A 13,934-nucleotide genomic window follows, 5' to 3' on the forward strand; every position below is an offset into this window, starting at 1 on the left:
CGACGATTGAGGACGACTGTTGACCGTCTTCATGCAGCAGTTCCAACGCGCATGGCACAGTTCAACGCCTCGCAGTAGTTTGATCAGTCGTATGATCTGAACCGCCATGATCTTTGCTCGAGAGGTTCAACCGGATCATCGAGCCAGTCGGCGAAGCAACGGGCCGACCTCGATTGATTTCAGCAGTGAGTTGGCTCGCCATGATAGAGGCTACTGCGCCCGAACAATACCGCCCTTCGCCTACTCGATCAACTGATGTAACTGAGACTCCGCCCACGTCTAAATGCGTGATACGAGCAGCTACGTCTGAGGATATGGCTGCAGTGACCGCGATTTACGCGCACTTCGTCGAAACCACCACGGCCACCCTTGACCTTATTGCGCCCGGTGAAGCCACGATGCTTCGTAGGCGGCAGGTAGCATTGGATCATGATCTGCCTTACCTGGTGGCGGAGCTCGAAGGCTATATCGTGGGTTATTCCTACGCTGCGCCATTCCGCCCTCGCGAGGGCTATCGATTCACCGTTGAAGACTCGATCTACGTGCGCGCGGATTGTAGAGGGCATGGGGTAGGCAAGAAGCTCTTGTCCGAGCTGCTCTCAAAGTGCCAGGAGAGGAAATGTCACAGCATGATCGCATACGTTTGTGGCGCTAACCCGCCGTCCGTCGCACTCCATGCGTCAGTAGGTTTTCTCCCCATCGGGACCCTGCCGGAGGTGGGAAAGAAGTTTGGGAAGTGGGTGAGCATCTCGATCATGCAGCGGCTCCTCTGATAGGTCGAGTCTTGATCCGGGAGTTGCTGTGTTCTCCGGATTCTATACAGAGGATGTAAGCTCTTCACGTTACTCCCGTCCTAGAGGATCTGTTTACGCTTCCTTTATCAATTTATGCTTCTAATTGGTTTGTAGATATCTTTGTGCAACTCACAGAATGAATCAATAAGGGTACGGTTGCCTGCAGGAAGACATCGCCTCGAGGGGCACACAAAGCCCGGTGCTGCATTCCGTCACCGTTTCTAAAGCTGATCCGAATGGTCTTACTGCCGCTCATTTCGCGACAGGCGGATAGGCCCGCTCTGGCAATCCCGCGGTGGCGGGAAGAGGACTTGCGCGTGGCTCTGGTCATCAGTTGTGACGCGGAGCCTCGCCGGCTGAGGCTTGCTGAACAGGCAACAGCATAGACACTCGCGGTGCGGAATGAGGTTACATTGAACGACGGCCATAGATCGACCAGGAAGGTTTTGTTTGTGGCGATTCTGGCGAATCTGGCAATCCTGATCGCTAAGCTCATTGCCGCTGCGTTTACCGGAAGCTCTGCAATGCTCTCAGAAGCCATTCACTCGCTGGTCGACACTGGCAACGGTGCCTTGTTACTGATGGGACAAAGACTCAGCATTAAGCCACCCGACGAAACACACCCGTTTGGGTATGGAAAAGAACTCTACTTTTGGACAATGATCGTGGCGTTCGTCGTGTTTGCTCTAGGTGGGGGCGCTTCCATCTACGAGGGGATTGTTCATTTGTATCATCCACAAGCCCTCGAACATCTTCGTGCCACGTATGTCGTGCTGGGATGTTCCGCTGCATTTGAGGGCTACTCTCTTGCCGTTGCATTGCGGGAGTTTCGCAAGGTCCGGGGCGACCGGTCGTACTTGAAGGCTATACGGTCCAGCAAAGACCCGGCATCCTTCACCGTTCTGTTCGAGGATTCAACGGCTGTTCTCGGGATCGTTGTTGCGCTCGTCGCTACTTTCTTCGGTCAAAGGTACAGGTTGCAATGGTTTGATGGAGCCGCATCCGTTGTAATCGGCTGTCTTCTGATGACAGTCGCGGGATTGCTCGCCGCGAAGACAAAAGCATTGTTGATCGGGGAGGGAGCGGATAAGGAAACTCTGCTGAGCATTCGAGAGATCGCTGAAGCCGTTCCAGGCGTGAAACGATTAGGATACCCGTTCACGATGTTCTTTGGACCTCAGCAAGCGCTCCTGACAATGACCGTACAGTTTCATGCCGGCTTCTCGATCTCGGAGGTTGAACTTACTGTTGATCGTATAGAAGCGTCGATTCAGGCCAAGTATCCGCAGCTTAAACACATTTTCCTTGAGGTGGATACCGTGCGAGACGTGAAGGAAGAAAGTCTTGGAGGCGAGGTCGTTCTCCTTGAAAAGAGCAGCACAATCCATTCTGAATCGTGAGGGCTTAACGTCGAGCCTCTCTCACGAACGCAGCCACCCGCATTGTGGTGCCTCAAGTTCGCGATTCCGGACGTTTCGGACTCGTAAGGCGGCATCCCTTGTACACCAGTGACGTTCTTGCCGACTAGCAACAGCCTCGGAGAGCTTCTTCTGACGACGCCCTATGATGAACACGTCGGCGTCCTCTTCTACGAATAGCTTTGCTGTCGCGAGTGCCACACCTGAAGTCGCAGCAGTGATCACGGCGACTCTTCCTTTAAGTTTCCCATATCTCATCCTCTCTGGAATGCAACTGAGGATGTCATGTTGGTCGCCTTGGTAAGGCCGAAACCCCCATACCCGACCTACTCAGCAAACCCGGGAAACAACTCACATGCTTGCCTACTTAACAGCGTCGTGCCACAAGCGTTAGGCCATTGAGTCTGGCGGCAAAGCTGGAAGGCTGACGCCGATCGTGTTATCGTCTTCAACGATCAATTGGCAGTCAGGGGTCTTGCAAGTAAATCACGACGTCATAGCAACTGAGGTCTCTGCGCAGTCACATCAAGTTTTCCTAGAAGGGGAGCAAACGTTTCATGTCTCAGATATGGTTTATCACTGGATGTTCGCGAGGATTGGGCCGCGCGTTTGCGGTGGCGGCGCTCGAATCCGGGCATTGCGTCACGGTTACCGCCAGGAACGTGAACGAGGTTGCCGATTTTCGGCAGAAGTATGGCGACCGCGTGCTCCCTCTCTCGTTGGACGTCACCAACGAATCTCAGGCGAAGGACGCTGTCCAAAGCACAATTAAGACATTCGGTCGACTGGACGTTCTCGTCAACAATGCGGGCTACGGCAACGTTGCCCCGATCGAAGACACAAGCCTCGAAGAGTTCCGCGCGCAAATTGAAACAAATCTCTTCGGCGTCATTATTCTGACCAAGGCGGCGCTTCCTCATTTCCGTGAGCGCCGGTCCGGGCACTTCTTCCAAGTCTCATCGATCGCCGCTCGTATCGGCCCGATAGGCCGGGCTCCCTACGCAGCGGCAAAGTGGGGGGTCGAAGGCTTCTCCGAAACGCTGGCCAAGGAAGTCGCACCGTTTGGCGTTAAGGTAACGATCGTCGAACCAGGGGGATTCAGGACCGACTTCGCAGGGGCATCCACTTCCTTGCGGGAGGGCCGTCCGGAATACGAGGAGACGGTTGGCAAAACAGTCCGGTTTCAGCGCGAATATAACGGGAAGCAGCCGGGGGATCCTGCGCGAGCCGCTGCTGCTCTACTGCGTCTTGCCGCCGAGCGGGACCCTCCCTTGCGGATCGTCCTGGGGAGTGATGCCTACAACGCCGCGGAGAAAAACGACCTGACCAAGATCGAACTCGCCAGGAAGTGGAAAGACGTCAGCATCTCGGCTGATTTTCCGAAAGTTGGCGAGTGACAGAAGCTCACGAATGGAAGAGTGCAATTCGTGGCCTCGGCCGGCGGGAGGCAGAAGATATGCCCGGTGGAGCGGGCGCAGCACAAAGAGGGAGCCAATATTGGCAGCGCTCGAGCGCAGCGACCGAAGCGCGCGCTCCGAGTTCTACCTTACTCGGAGCCGTCTTCTGTTCACCAGGCGGTACTGCCCGGGGTTTTGGATGACGATCTTGGCCATGATCGAAGCCAGTGTCCTGCAACGCCCACTGATTGGACGGCCCGAAAACGCAGCCGCCATCTTCCGCGGGGCACTCGCCAGCTTCAGCCGTAAACGATCCAAACATTCGGTTGAACGTTGGCCATGGAGCAGACTCTTTAGCCTCCAGGACGATGCCCTCCCAAGAAGCCAGCTTGTGCGCCGGAGTTTCCCGGCGCTCAACGCTCAATAGCGGGGTACATCGGCAAGCCGGTTCACGTTCTGAAAAGGGATCATCCAGCCGGGGTATTCCGGCGGCAGGGCACTCACCTCATCCAATTTCCGGATCTCGTCGTCATTGAGCTGGATCTCGACCGCCGCGAGGTTCTGCTGAAGTTGATCCACGCGTTTTGCGCCAATGATCACTGAGGTGACAAACGGCTTGGCCAGCACCCAAGCCAACGCAATCGTGGCGACGCTCGAATCATGGGCTTGTGCAATCGGCCGCAAAACGTCAAGAATGCGCCAGGTGCGTTCCTTATCCACGATAGGAAAATCGAACGCGGAACGCCGCGAATCTTCCGGCTTTTGATTCTCGCGGGAATACTTCCCAGAAAGGAGTCCGCCGGCCAGAGGGCTCCAGACCAGGAGTCCGGTTCGCTGATCCTGTAGAAACGGTACGATCTCGCGCTCTAAATCACGCCCGGCGATTGAGTAATAGGCCTGAAGTGTGTCGAACTTGGCGAGGTTCTTCGCATCGGAGATGCCGATCGCCTTCATGATCTGCCATGCGTACCAGTTGGAGCAGCCGATATAGCGGACCTTTCCTTGAGACACGAGTGTGTCCAGGGCGCGAAGGGTCTCTTCAATCGGAGTCACCGAATCGGAGGCATGGATTTGGTATAGGTCGATGTAGTCCGTCTTGAGGCGTTTCAGCGATGCCTCCACGGCATCCATGATGTGACCGCGGGAGGCGCCAATGTCGTTGCGCCCGGGACCAGTCCGTCCATAGACTTTGGTGGCGATGAAGATGTCTTTTCGAGCAATGCCGAGGTTCGCAATCGCCTGGCCGAGGACCTTCTCCGCCCCCCATTGGTGTAAACATCGGCCGTATCGACGAAGTTGATGCCGGCATCGAACGACAGTTTAAGAAGCTCATCAGCGAGTTTCTGTTCGACGCCAGCAACCGGTTTCCACATGCCTTCGCCGGTAGCGAAAGTCATGGTACCGAGACAGAGTTCAGAGACGAGAATTCCGGTGTGGCCTAGAGTGTTGTATTTCATGCGCCCTTGCCTGCTGAGAATGGATTATTGGAGATTTCGGTAAGTTAGATGTCCCCTCAAGGCACGCGATTCAGAGCAAACCTTCCCGAACTCAACGCTACTGGGCAGGATCGTAGTTGAGGTTCTGGCCGAGCCACCGCTCAACTTCCGCCACACTCATCCCCTTGCGTTGGCTGTAGTCCACGACTTGATCGCGGTCGATTTTTCCGAGGCTAAAATATCGCGACTCGGGGTGGGCGAAATAGAGGCCGCTGACGCTTGATCCCGGCCACATCGCAAACGATTCTGTAATCACCATTCCCGTGTTCGCTTGGACGTCAAGCAAGCGCCACAGCGTGCCCTTTTCGGTGTGGTCTGGGCAAGCCGGATACCCGGCGGCCGGCCTGATCCCGCGATACTTTTCCTGGATAAGGTCGCTATTGCTCAGGCCTTCAGCACACCCGTAGCCCCACTCTTCCCGCACCCGTTTATGCAGGCATTCGGCGAAAGCCTCGGCGAGGCGGTCGGCGAGCGCCTCAGCCATAATAGCGTTGTAGTCGTCGTGCGCGGCCCGGAAGCGGTCACATAGTTCCTGAAGGCCGATTCCACTGGTCACCGCGAAAGCGCCGATGTGATCGGCCAACCCGGTTTCTTTGGGGGCGATGAAGTCGCTCAGCGAGCGGCATGGTTCGCTGCCTTCCCGATTTGCTTGCTGGCGCAGGAAGTGAAACTCCTCCAACCTCTTTTCGCGCTTCGAGTCGGTGTACAGTTCCACATCGTCTCCCACCGCATTCGCAGGAAAGAAGCCATAGACTCCGCGGGCAGTAACCAGCTTTTTCTCAATGATGGTGTCGAGAAGAGCATTGCCATCGGCGAAGATCTGTCTCGCCTGCTCGCCGTGTCCCTCATGCTCGAGGATGCGGGGGTAAGCGCCTTTCAGTCCCCAGGTATGGAAGAAAGGCGACCAGTCGATGAAGTCCCGGAGCGTCGCCAGCGGGAAATTATCGAGCACACGCAATCCAGTGAACTGCGGGACCGGCAGGTCTTCGGGACGCCACTCGATCGAAGTTCGCCTCGCGCGAGCCGCTTCCAGAGAGACGACCGACTGGCGCGGTGCCGAGTGCGCCTTGCGGAGCGCTTCGTAGTCGGTGCGATGCTGGGTCACAAACTCCGCTTTGCCGTCCTCGCTCAACAAGCTGGTCGTGACCGGTACGGCGCGGCTGGCATCAAGCACGTGAACAACCGGTTCGCTGTAGTGCGGTGCAATCTTCACGGCCGTGTGCGCCCGGCTGGTCGTCGCCCCACCAACCAGCAGCGGGATTTTGAAGCCCTGCCGCTCCATCTCCTTGGCCACATGCACCATCTCGTCGAGCGAGGGCGTAATCAGGCCGCTGAGGCCGATCAGGTCCGCCTTTTCTGTCCTGGCACGCTCGAGGATTTTTTCGCTCGAGACCATCACTCCCATGTCAATGACTTCGTAGTTATTGCAGGCCAAGACGACGCCGACAATATTTTTGCCGATATCGTGAACATCTCCCTTGACGGTTGCAAGCACGATCTTTCCTTGCGCCTTGACGACCTGTCCAGCGGCCTCCATCGCGGCCTTCTCAGCTTCCATGAATGGTGTCAGGTGCGCTACCGCCTTCTTCATGACCCGCGCCGACTTGACCACTTGGGGCAGGAACATCTTGCCGGCGCCGAACAGATCCCCGACCACGCTCATGCCATCCATCAGGGGGCCTTCAATCACTAATAAGGGACGCCCAAACTTGATGCGCGCTTCCTCAGTATCGACCTCGATGTATGCGTCGATACCTTTGACGAGCGCGTGGGAGAGACGTTCCTCGACGGTACCGTTGCGCCATTCCTCGGCCTTCTTTTCGCTGACCACGGTGCCGATGCTCTTCAGCGATTCGCCGTGCTCGACCAGCCGCTCGGTTGCGTCCGGGCGGCGGTTAAGTAGAACATCTTCGACCAGCACCTTCAGCTCAGGCTCAATCTCCTCGTACACTTCGAGCATCCCGGCGTTGACGATGCCCATGTCCATACCCGCCGCAATGGCGTGATACAGAAATGCCGAGTGCATCGCTTCCCGGACTTTGTTGTTGCCGCGGAAGCTGAAAGAGATGTTCGAAACACCGCCGCTGACCTTCGCATTCGGTAGATTCTTCTTGATCCAGCGGGTAGCGTTGATGAAGTCGACCGCGTAGTTGTTGTGCTCCTCCATGCCCGTGGCAACGGTGAGAATGTTCGGATCGAAGATGATGTCTTCGGACGGAAAACCCACTTGATCGACGAGGATGCGATAGGCGCGCTCGCAGATCCGTATTTTTTCGTCGAAGGTCGCCGCCTGGCCCTGTTCGTCGAAAGCCATGACCACCGCCGCAGCGCCATATTTCAGTACGGTGGAGGCGTTCTGGCGAAACTTGTCTTCGCCTTCCTTCAGCGAGATGGAATTGACGATCCCCTTGCCCTGCAGGCACTTGAGCCCAGCTTCAATGACCTCCCACTTCGACGAATCCACCATGAATGGGACTTTAGCGACCTCAGGCTCGCTGCCTAGCAACTGCAGAAAACGAGTCATTGCGACGACACCGTCGATCATGCCCTCGTCCATGCAGATGTCAATGACATTGGCGCCATTTTCGACCTGCTGCCGGGCTATGCTTACCGCTTCTTCGTATTTCCCTTCCTTGATCAGCCGCGCGAATTTGGGCGAACCGGCCACGTTGGTCCGCTCGCCGATCATGATGTAGACGCCCGGCTGCTGAGTGAATGGTTGTGACCCGGATAGACGCAATGGCTTTACTACAGCATCAGCAATCGCAGCCTCTACGACACTCCCGCTTTCGATTATGCTCATGCTCGGCTCTCACCCTGGAGAGCGTAGGAACCCTCAGTCATCGTTGTTCCCCATTTTCTCGGAGCCTGGCCCTCAAGCGCCTTCGCAATCGCCGCAATGTGCTCAGGAGTATTGCCGCAGCACCCGCCGGCAATGTTGATCAAACCCGCCCGCGCGAAGTCGCCCAGGTAACGAGCCATGTCCGACGGTCCCAAATCGAAGCCGGTTGCAGAGAGCGGATTGGGCAAACCCGCATTGGGATAACAGGAAATCGCCACGTTCGCCTTCTCCGAAAGTTCTTCCAGGAACGGATACATCAGATCGGGACCAAGCGAGCAATTCAGACCTACGGAGAGCGGCTTTACATGCTGCACCGCATTCCAGAACGCCTCGGTCGTCTGCGCCGAGATCAGGGTCTCCCCGCCCCGCCCCACCGCCGCCGAGATCATCACCGGCAGTTCTCTGCCGTCCTGGTCAAACACGTCGCGGATAGCCACGAGCGCTGCTTTGGCATTCAAAGAGTCGAAGATGGTCTCGACCAGAAGCATGTCCGAGCCACCGGCGATAAGCGCGCGCACTTGCTCCATGTAGGCGGCCTTGACCTGATCGAACGTGACTACCCGGAAGCCTGCATCATCGGCGTCGGGCGAGTTCGAGAGAGAGACGGTCAGCGGCCCGATCGCTCCCGCCACGAACCTTTGACGCCCGGTCGCGCTCCCCACGCGCTCGGCCCACTCCCGGCACTGCCGCGCTGATGTCTCGTTGATCTCCCATGCCAGGCTGCTCAACGAAGCATCCTCGATCACCTTTTGGTAGAACTCTGGATCCTTGCGGCCGCCATGCTCGCGAGGGTCGTCGACAAAAAATTCGCTCTGGGTAATGCTGGTCGCACCAAACGTGTTCGTCTCGATGATGTCCGCGCCTGCCTCCAGAAACCGCCGGTGTATGTCACAGATCATGTCCGGCTGGGTCAGCGAGAAGAGGTCGCCGTTATTCAGCAGATCCTTCGTCGAGTTCTTGAAGCGCTCCCCGCGAATATCGGCTTCGGTCATGCTATAGGTGCGGATCGTCGTGCCCATCGCTCCGTCAATGATGGCGATGCGATTTTCGAGAATCTTTTGCAAAGGGTGTTGGCGCTCTGAATTTGTCATTTTCTCCCCGATGGTCTCACACCTGTCAATAGCGCAATAAGGGGTACCTGCCTCGCGTGGTTCACTGGCCATCGAGGCCGGTTAGGCGGCAGAGTCAAACAAGTGCAACTTTTGCTTCCAGCCGCAGGCGTCTAGCCGGAGCGGTGATTTCATCCGCGTGGCGTCATCAACAGCCGTAGAATGCTCTTCTAATTATAGCGTTGCGATTCTGGCGGCCACGGAATGCGCGTCGGCTCTTCGGTCAGCAGGCTTCTCCGCCATTCAGCAGGCTTCTCCGCCATTATGAATACAACCGGCCCGGTGATCGCCATCCACTGATTTCTTTTACGAAAGCGCCGCCCCACCCCCGCGGAGATTTTTGATGCTTGAGAGGGTTGCAACGATTCGACAGGGGCTAACGTAGAAGCAAGTGCTTGAAGAGGGACCGGGCAGGACCGGTTTTCCTGAGCCTGGCAGCTCAACTTCGTTGCCCGAGAGCGCTAAAAAATTAATCTCGCAGTAAAAACGAGTTCGTGATTGTAGCTGTGAAAATGGGAAGTCGCCATCTGCATGCCTGCTCCAAAGGCGATGCCGGTGCGACTATGAGTGTCCTGGGGATGAAACTTGAATTTGCTGAATGTTATGCCGGGAGTCAAGAAATTCTGCGTCTTCCCATCATTCTTACCACCGAGGAAATGAGTCGTGTTCGCCTCGAGTTCCGGCCAAACATACCTGCCTAGGCGGTATTGCGCGGTGGTATTCCACGCGATGGAACGACCAAGCGTCTTGGTATCGCCGGTCGGAAGCAGCCCTCCCAGGGAAGAAATCACGTCGAATCTGCCCAAACCCTTGCCGCCGAGAATTGAAGGCGAGACCGAGGCATCCGTGCTCCCATTGCTGTGGCTCCCGGTTGGAATCGTGGCGGTCACTTGCGCACTCAGCATGTAATTCCCCTGCTTTTCATTGGCCGAGAGGAAACGGTACTTGTACAGGAATCCGACATCGCCGAAACCATCCTTGGCTTTAGGCGTATTGTGCTGAAGATAAGGCGGATAGTAAAAATCAATCTCGCTGTTGAGGCCCGGAACCAGGTTTAGGCCTCGACTGGCTCCGTAATTCCAGGTCGAAGTGTGAGTTGGCGTGATCTGGCGAGTGAAGTCCGAACGGAAGACCTGGATCAGCATCGGATATGGCGCCACCAGCGGAACCGACCAGGACGGCTGTTTTGCCTGGACCGCCGAGGTGCGGGTTTCCCACCGCTGGAAGAAGTTCTCTTGCGCATGGACGACTCCAGCCAACGCAATCAAGCAAACGAGAGCTGCAACTTTTCTCATGGTTTTCCTGTTTATCCTGAACAGAGATCGTGCGCCTGCAGGTGAGGCGGTCTTGTATTTGCGACGGGAGGGTGGTTGATTCGGCTGCTGCCGCGTCGCGAGATCTGCGTCACGGAAATGCTGGGACGAGATGCGGCCCACATAACGCCGCCTCCCGCGGGAAGGAGAGCCGGCTACCAAGTTCTCGGGCTGGCTTTTTCGAGGACTTCATAAATCGTAAGCCAAACCGATCTGCTTCATCAGGTCGTCACGAAGCTGCAAATAACGCGGAGAGCTAATATTTCTCGGGTGAGGGATATCTATCTTAAGGATGTCTTGCACTCGAGCTGGACGAGAACTAAGGACAACGACGCGGTCCGCAAGCTGGACGGCCTCATCGATATCGTGAGTGACAAAAAAAATCGTCCGCTGCTCAGTCTGCCAGATGCGAAGCAGCTCGCCGCGCATGATAAGCCGGGTGATCGAGTCCAGAGCGCCAAAAGGCTCATCGAGATAGAGAATGTCCGGGTTCACCGCTAGTGCGCGCGCCACCTGCACTCGCTGCTTCATACCTCCCGAGAGATCGGAGGGATAGCTATTCTCAAATCCCTGCAGGCGAACCATCTGCACGTAATGTGCGATGCGTTCCTTGCGTTCAGCGCGGGACAGTTTCGAGAGCCCGAAGCCAATGTTGCCTTCAACGGTCAGCCAGGGAAAAACACCCCGCTCCTGGAAGACGAGAATGCGGCGCGGATCCGGACCGCGGACGGCTTCGCCGTCGATCGAGATCGTGCCGCTGGTGGGGGCGAGGAAACCAGCCAGTGCATTGAGGAGCGTGGATTTGCCGCATCCAGATGGACCTACCAGGCAGACGAACTCTCCGTCGCTTACCTCTAGATCAATGTCCTCAAGTACTGAGATTCTTTTGCCATCTCGTTCGAAAACCATACCGAGCTTTTCTGTGCGCAGTTTCGTGGCCACGGATCTTGAGACGCCTACGAACTCAGTTGTCGACATCAACTCTCCGAACACCTCCAGCAGAACGACCTCACTCGCCAGCATAGGACACAGTCTAGTGCGCCCGCACCTACTGGGGCATCATAGTGCCGCGAGCAACGCTAGCGCCTCCACCAAAAGATGGAAGTCGAAATTCTTGATCCTGGGCAGTCGGATCCTCCCATAGGCGTGCGGTTGTGCGTTCAAGGGAAGCAGGCTCGCCCTATAATCCTCCGATGAGCACAAGCTGGAAGACCAGGCTAATTCACGCCGACGTCCGCGTTCCGGAAGGATACCGTTCCCTGGCCGCGCCTACCTTCCGGGGATCAACCACCCTCTTTTCCAGCGCATCGTCTGTTTCGGATGCCTGGAACCAGTACGAGACGGGGTACACCTACGGCCTCTACGGGACTCCGACAACGCTCGAGCTTGCCGAGCGGATCCGTGAACTCGAACAGGGCTATCGGACAGTCATTACCCCCGGAGGGCAGAGTGCGATTTCGCTGATCAACCTGGCGTTCCTGGGAGCCGGCGACCACGTTCTGCTTCCTGCAAGCATCTACGGACCGCATCGTAAGCTTGCCGACAATCTCCTCCGTCGATTCGGATTGGATCACAGCTACTACGAGCCCACTGTTGGTGAGGGCATTCAGGCCGTGATGAAGCCGAATACAAGACTGGTATGGTGTGAGAGCCCAGGTTCTATCACCATGGAAGTGCAGGACCTGCCCGCTATCACCCGAGTCGCACATGCGAACGGGACCTTGGTCGCGGTTGATAACACCTGGTCCGGCGGCGTCTATTTCGATGCGCTGGCCCACGGCGCCGATATCACCATGCAGGCTCTAACCAAGTATGTCGGGGGACACAGCGATTTGCTACTGGGCTCGGTCACGGTGAAGAACGAGGCGGATTGGCAGAAAGTTGGGGCGACCCACCAAGAACTCGGATTTGCGGCTTCCCCAGACGACTGCACTCTCGCCTTGCGCGGAATGAAGACGCTGGCTGTGCGCCTTGCAGCGATTGAAGCCTCGGCTCTTTCAATTGCGCGCTGGCTCGCAGATCGTCCGGAGATCGAGCGCGTCCTGCATCCCGCATTGAACTCGTGTCCCGGACATGAAATCTGGCGACGGGATTTCACCGGCTCTTCAGGCGTTTTCGCCATCGTGTTCAGATCAGGCACGACGAAGGAACAGGTGGTGGCCTTCGTGGATGCCCTGCAGATTTTCAAGATCGGTTATAGCTGGGGCGGCGTCACCAGCCTTGCAGTGGCCTACGATCTCACCGAATGGACAGGCAGGCCGAACTACCAACATCGGATCGTCAGACTCAATATAGGCCTGGAAGATACCGATGACCTGATCGCGGACCTTGAACGAGGCCTGCGAAAGATGTTTGGGTACGCCTGAAGCGGGGCCGCCGGCCTTTTGCTGGCCCCGCCCCAGCTACCTTGACTCGGCGGTTATGGGCACATCCGAGATCAGATCCTGGTTCGAACAATTCGAAGGTCCATTGACTGGATTACACCTGGCGACAGCACCCTCGGGAAGGCTGACCGAGTACGTCGTCCAAGCGGACGGTTCAGACGCTGGGTAGTCGGTGCTTAGCAATTGGGCTCCGCTTGCCAATGCGATTTCCCGTCGAGTGGTGTCGTTGGTTCTCGCTTCTTTGGTATCGGCATCGGTTCTGGTGCGCACGAGATAGCCCCTCCGAACAAGATCTGCGATCTCCTGCTGACTTCCATCGTTTTCTTCCGTGAAGGCGCAATCAGGTTGGCCCGGCGCGGCATTGGTGAAAATGACTCGGCCACGAAGCGAGGGATGCCCCTCAAGATAGACCGGGCCGACTGGCCGCTGATCCATGAGAAATACAACCTTGCCCCGCGCAGCCGCCAGCGTGGGCCAATCGTTGTGCAGCACAGCCTCCTCGAGGGTTTTGTGTTTGCCACGCACCTGGTCCGGGACAATCAGTTCGCCAGCTGAAAATACCGACCGGATTTCTGCATCGAGAGCGTCGAACGTCGCCGACGTGAAGTGTTCCGTCGGCGTCGCGTGATACTCGGCAGGCAGGTCACTCTGCTTCGTTTCGAGAAGAATATAGACAGGCAAATGATTCGGATGGGACTGAGACCATTCACGGACGATCTTGAGGCATGCGGTGAGCGGCTGGCAGGTGCTGCGATAGTCGAAATCCTGAACATGCATGACTTTAAATCCAGGCTTGTTCATGATTCCTTCGGGATCGAACTCCGGATCCTTCGCCAGTCCCGCAGCGGCGACTGCGTCCGGCCCTTTTGGGTGCGCATAGCGGCCGCCGTTGCTGTCCGCGTAAATGTCGAGTTCGATCTGACGTATGCCTGAGTTCAATTGCTGATCGAGCGGGCGATGTCGATATTCGAACGCCTGATACAGTTTTGGGTTCTTCGCCTTCATTAACTTCGCTTCACTCGGCGCAATGCCTGCATGATAGCTGTTATGCGACCCAATCACCTGAATCTGATTCATCTTGACCGAGTCGTTAGCAGCCGCCACGGCCACAGTCTGCAAAGCCAGAGATAAGGCGGCGATACAGACTGTGCCGGACCCATTCCTTTTCATCAAAACCATCT

The 13,934-nt window shown here is 56.9% G+C and carries 9 protein-coding genes and 2 pseudogenes; 4 read left to right on the top strand and 7 right to left on the bottom strand.

Annotated elements, in window-relative coordinates; all coding sequences use genetic code 11:
* Positions 1–287: 287 nt before the first annotated feature.
* A complete protein-coding gene (locus tag ACPOL_RS08755; RefSeq protein ID WP_414633365.1) occupies positions 288–773 on the top strand; it encodes a GNAT family N-acetyltransferase in 486 nt (161 codons plus the stop codon).
* A gap of 416 nt (positions 774–1,189) precedes the next feature.
* Positions 1,190–2,194 carry a cation diffusion facilitator family transporter gene (locus tag ACPOL_RS08760; protein ID WP_414633341.1) on the top strand — a complete coding sequence of 335 codons (1,005 nt, stop codon included), beginning with the start codon at positions 1,190–1,192 and terminating at the stop codon, positions 2,192–2,194.
* A gap of 95 nt (positions 2,195–2,289) precedes the next feature.
* Here the strand turns inward: ACPOL_RS08760 and ACPOL_RS08765 are convergent.
* Positions 2,290–2,470, bottom strand: a pseudogene (locus ACPOL_RS08765) (SDR family NAD(P)-dependent oxidoreductase); the annotation flags it as partial.
* A 299-nt stretch (positions 2,471–2,769) separates the two neighbouring features.
* Here ACPOL_RS08765 and ACPOL_RS08770 point away from each other — a divergent pair.
* Positions 2,770–3,609, top strand: a complete 840-nt coding sequence (locus tag ACPOL_RS08770) for an oxidoreductase (protein ID WP_114206713.1) — start codon at positions 2,770–2,772, stop codon at positions 3,607–3,609.
* 420 nt (positions 3,610–4,029) lie between these two features.
* Here ACPOL_RS08770 and ACPOL_RS08780 read toward each other — a convergent pair.
* The 5 genes and pseudogenes from ACPOL_RS08780 to ACPOL_RS08800 all read right to left on the bottom strand — a co-directional run bounded on the left by ACPOL_RS08780 (position 4,030) and on the right by ACPOL_RS08800 (position 11,347).
* Positions 4,030–5,066: pseudogene (locus ACPOL_RS08780) on the bottom strand (aldo/keto reductase).
* A gap of 97 nt (positions 5,067–5,163) precedes the next feature.
* Complete coding sequence (metH, locus tag ACPOL_RS08785; RefSeq protein ID WP_114206715.1) at positions 5,164–7,908, bottom strand: methionine synthase; 2,745 nt, start codon at positions 7,906–7,908, stop codon at positions 5,164–5,166.
* Positions 7,905–9,038, bottom strand: a complete 1,134-nt coding sequence (locus tag ACPOL_RS08790) for a homocysteine S-methyltransferase family protein (RefSeq protein ID WP_114206716.1) — start codon at positions 9,036–9,038, stop codon at positions 7,905–7,907. Before ACPOL_RS08790 ends, metH begins: the two co-directional genes overlap by 4 nt.
* A 479-nt stretch (positions 9,039–9,517) precedes the next feature.
* The gene (locus ACPOL_RS08795; RefSeq protein WP_114206717.1) at positions 9,518–10,351 is read right to left on the bottom strand and encodes a hypothetical protein; all 834 of its coding nucleotides are present in this window, start codon (positions 10,349–10,351) and stop codon (positions 9,518–9,520) included.
* 207 nt (positions 10,352–10,558) lie between these two features.
* On the bottom strand, positions 10,559–11,347 hold the full coding sequence (locus ACPOL_RS08800) for an ABC transporter ATP-binding protein (protein ID WP_114210715.1): 789 nt from the start codon (positions 11,345–11,347) through the stop codon (positions 10,559–10,561).
* A gap of 215 nt (positions 11,348–11,562) precedes the next feature.
* Between ACPOL_RS08800 and ACPOL_RS08805 the strand changes: the two genes are divergently transcribed.
* A complete protein-coding gene (locus tag ACPOL_RS08805; RefSeq protein ID WP_114206718.1) occupies positions 11,563–12,735 on the top strand; it encodes a cystathionine beta-lyase in 1,173 nt (390 codons plus the stop codon).
* Between the two features lie 36 nt (positions 12,736–12,771).
* Here the strand turns inward: ACPOL_RS08805 and ACPOL_RS08810 are convergent, their stop codons facing one another.
* A complete protein-coding gene (locus tag ACPOL_RS08810; RefSeq protein ID WP_114210716.1) occupies positions 12,772–13,923 on the bottom strand; it encodes a phosphatidylinositol-specific phospholipase C1-like protein in 1,152 nt (383 codons plus the stop codon).
* Positions 13,924–13,934 lie beyond the last annotated feature (11 nt).

The organism is Acidisarcina polymorpha (genome assembly GCF_003330725.1).
In the GTDB taxonomy this organism is placed as follows: domain Bacteria; phylum Acidobacteriota; class Terriglobia; order Terriglobales; family Acidobacteriaceae; genus Acidisarcina; species Acidisarcina polymorpha.

Excerpts from the sequence above, each read along its gene's own strand:
- ACPOL_RS08770 (WP_114206713.1), top strand. The coding sequence starts at position 2,770 with ATGTCTCAGATATGGTTTATCACTGGATGTTCGCGAGGATTGGGCCGC.
- metH (WP_114206715.1), bottom strand. The coding sequence starts at position 7,908 with ATGAGCATAATCGAAAGCGGGAGTGTCGTAGAGGCTGCGATTGCTGAT.
- ACPOL_RS08790 (WP_114206716.1), bottom strand. The coding sequence starts at position 9,038 with ATGACAAATTCAGAGCGCCAACACCCTTTGCAAAAGATTCTCGAAAAT.
- ACPOL_RS08795 (WP_114206717.1), bottom strand. The coding sequence starts at position 10,351 with ATGAGAAAAGTTGCAGCTCTCGTTTGCTTGATTGCGTTGGCTGGAGTC.
- ACPOL_RS08800 (WP_114210715.1), bottom strand. The coding sequence starts at position 11,347 with ATGTCGACAACTGAGTTCGTAGGCGTCTCAAGATCCGTGGCCACGAAA.
- ACPOL_RS08805 (WP_114206718.1), top strand. The coding sequence starts at position 11,563 with ATGAGCACAAGCTGGAAGACCAGGCTAATTCACGCCGACGTCCGCGTT.
- ACPOL_RS08810 (WP_114210716.1), bottom strand. The coding sequence starts at position 13,923 with ATGAAAAGGAATGGGTCCGGCACAGTCTGTATCGCCGCCTTATCTCTG.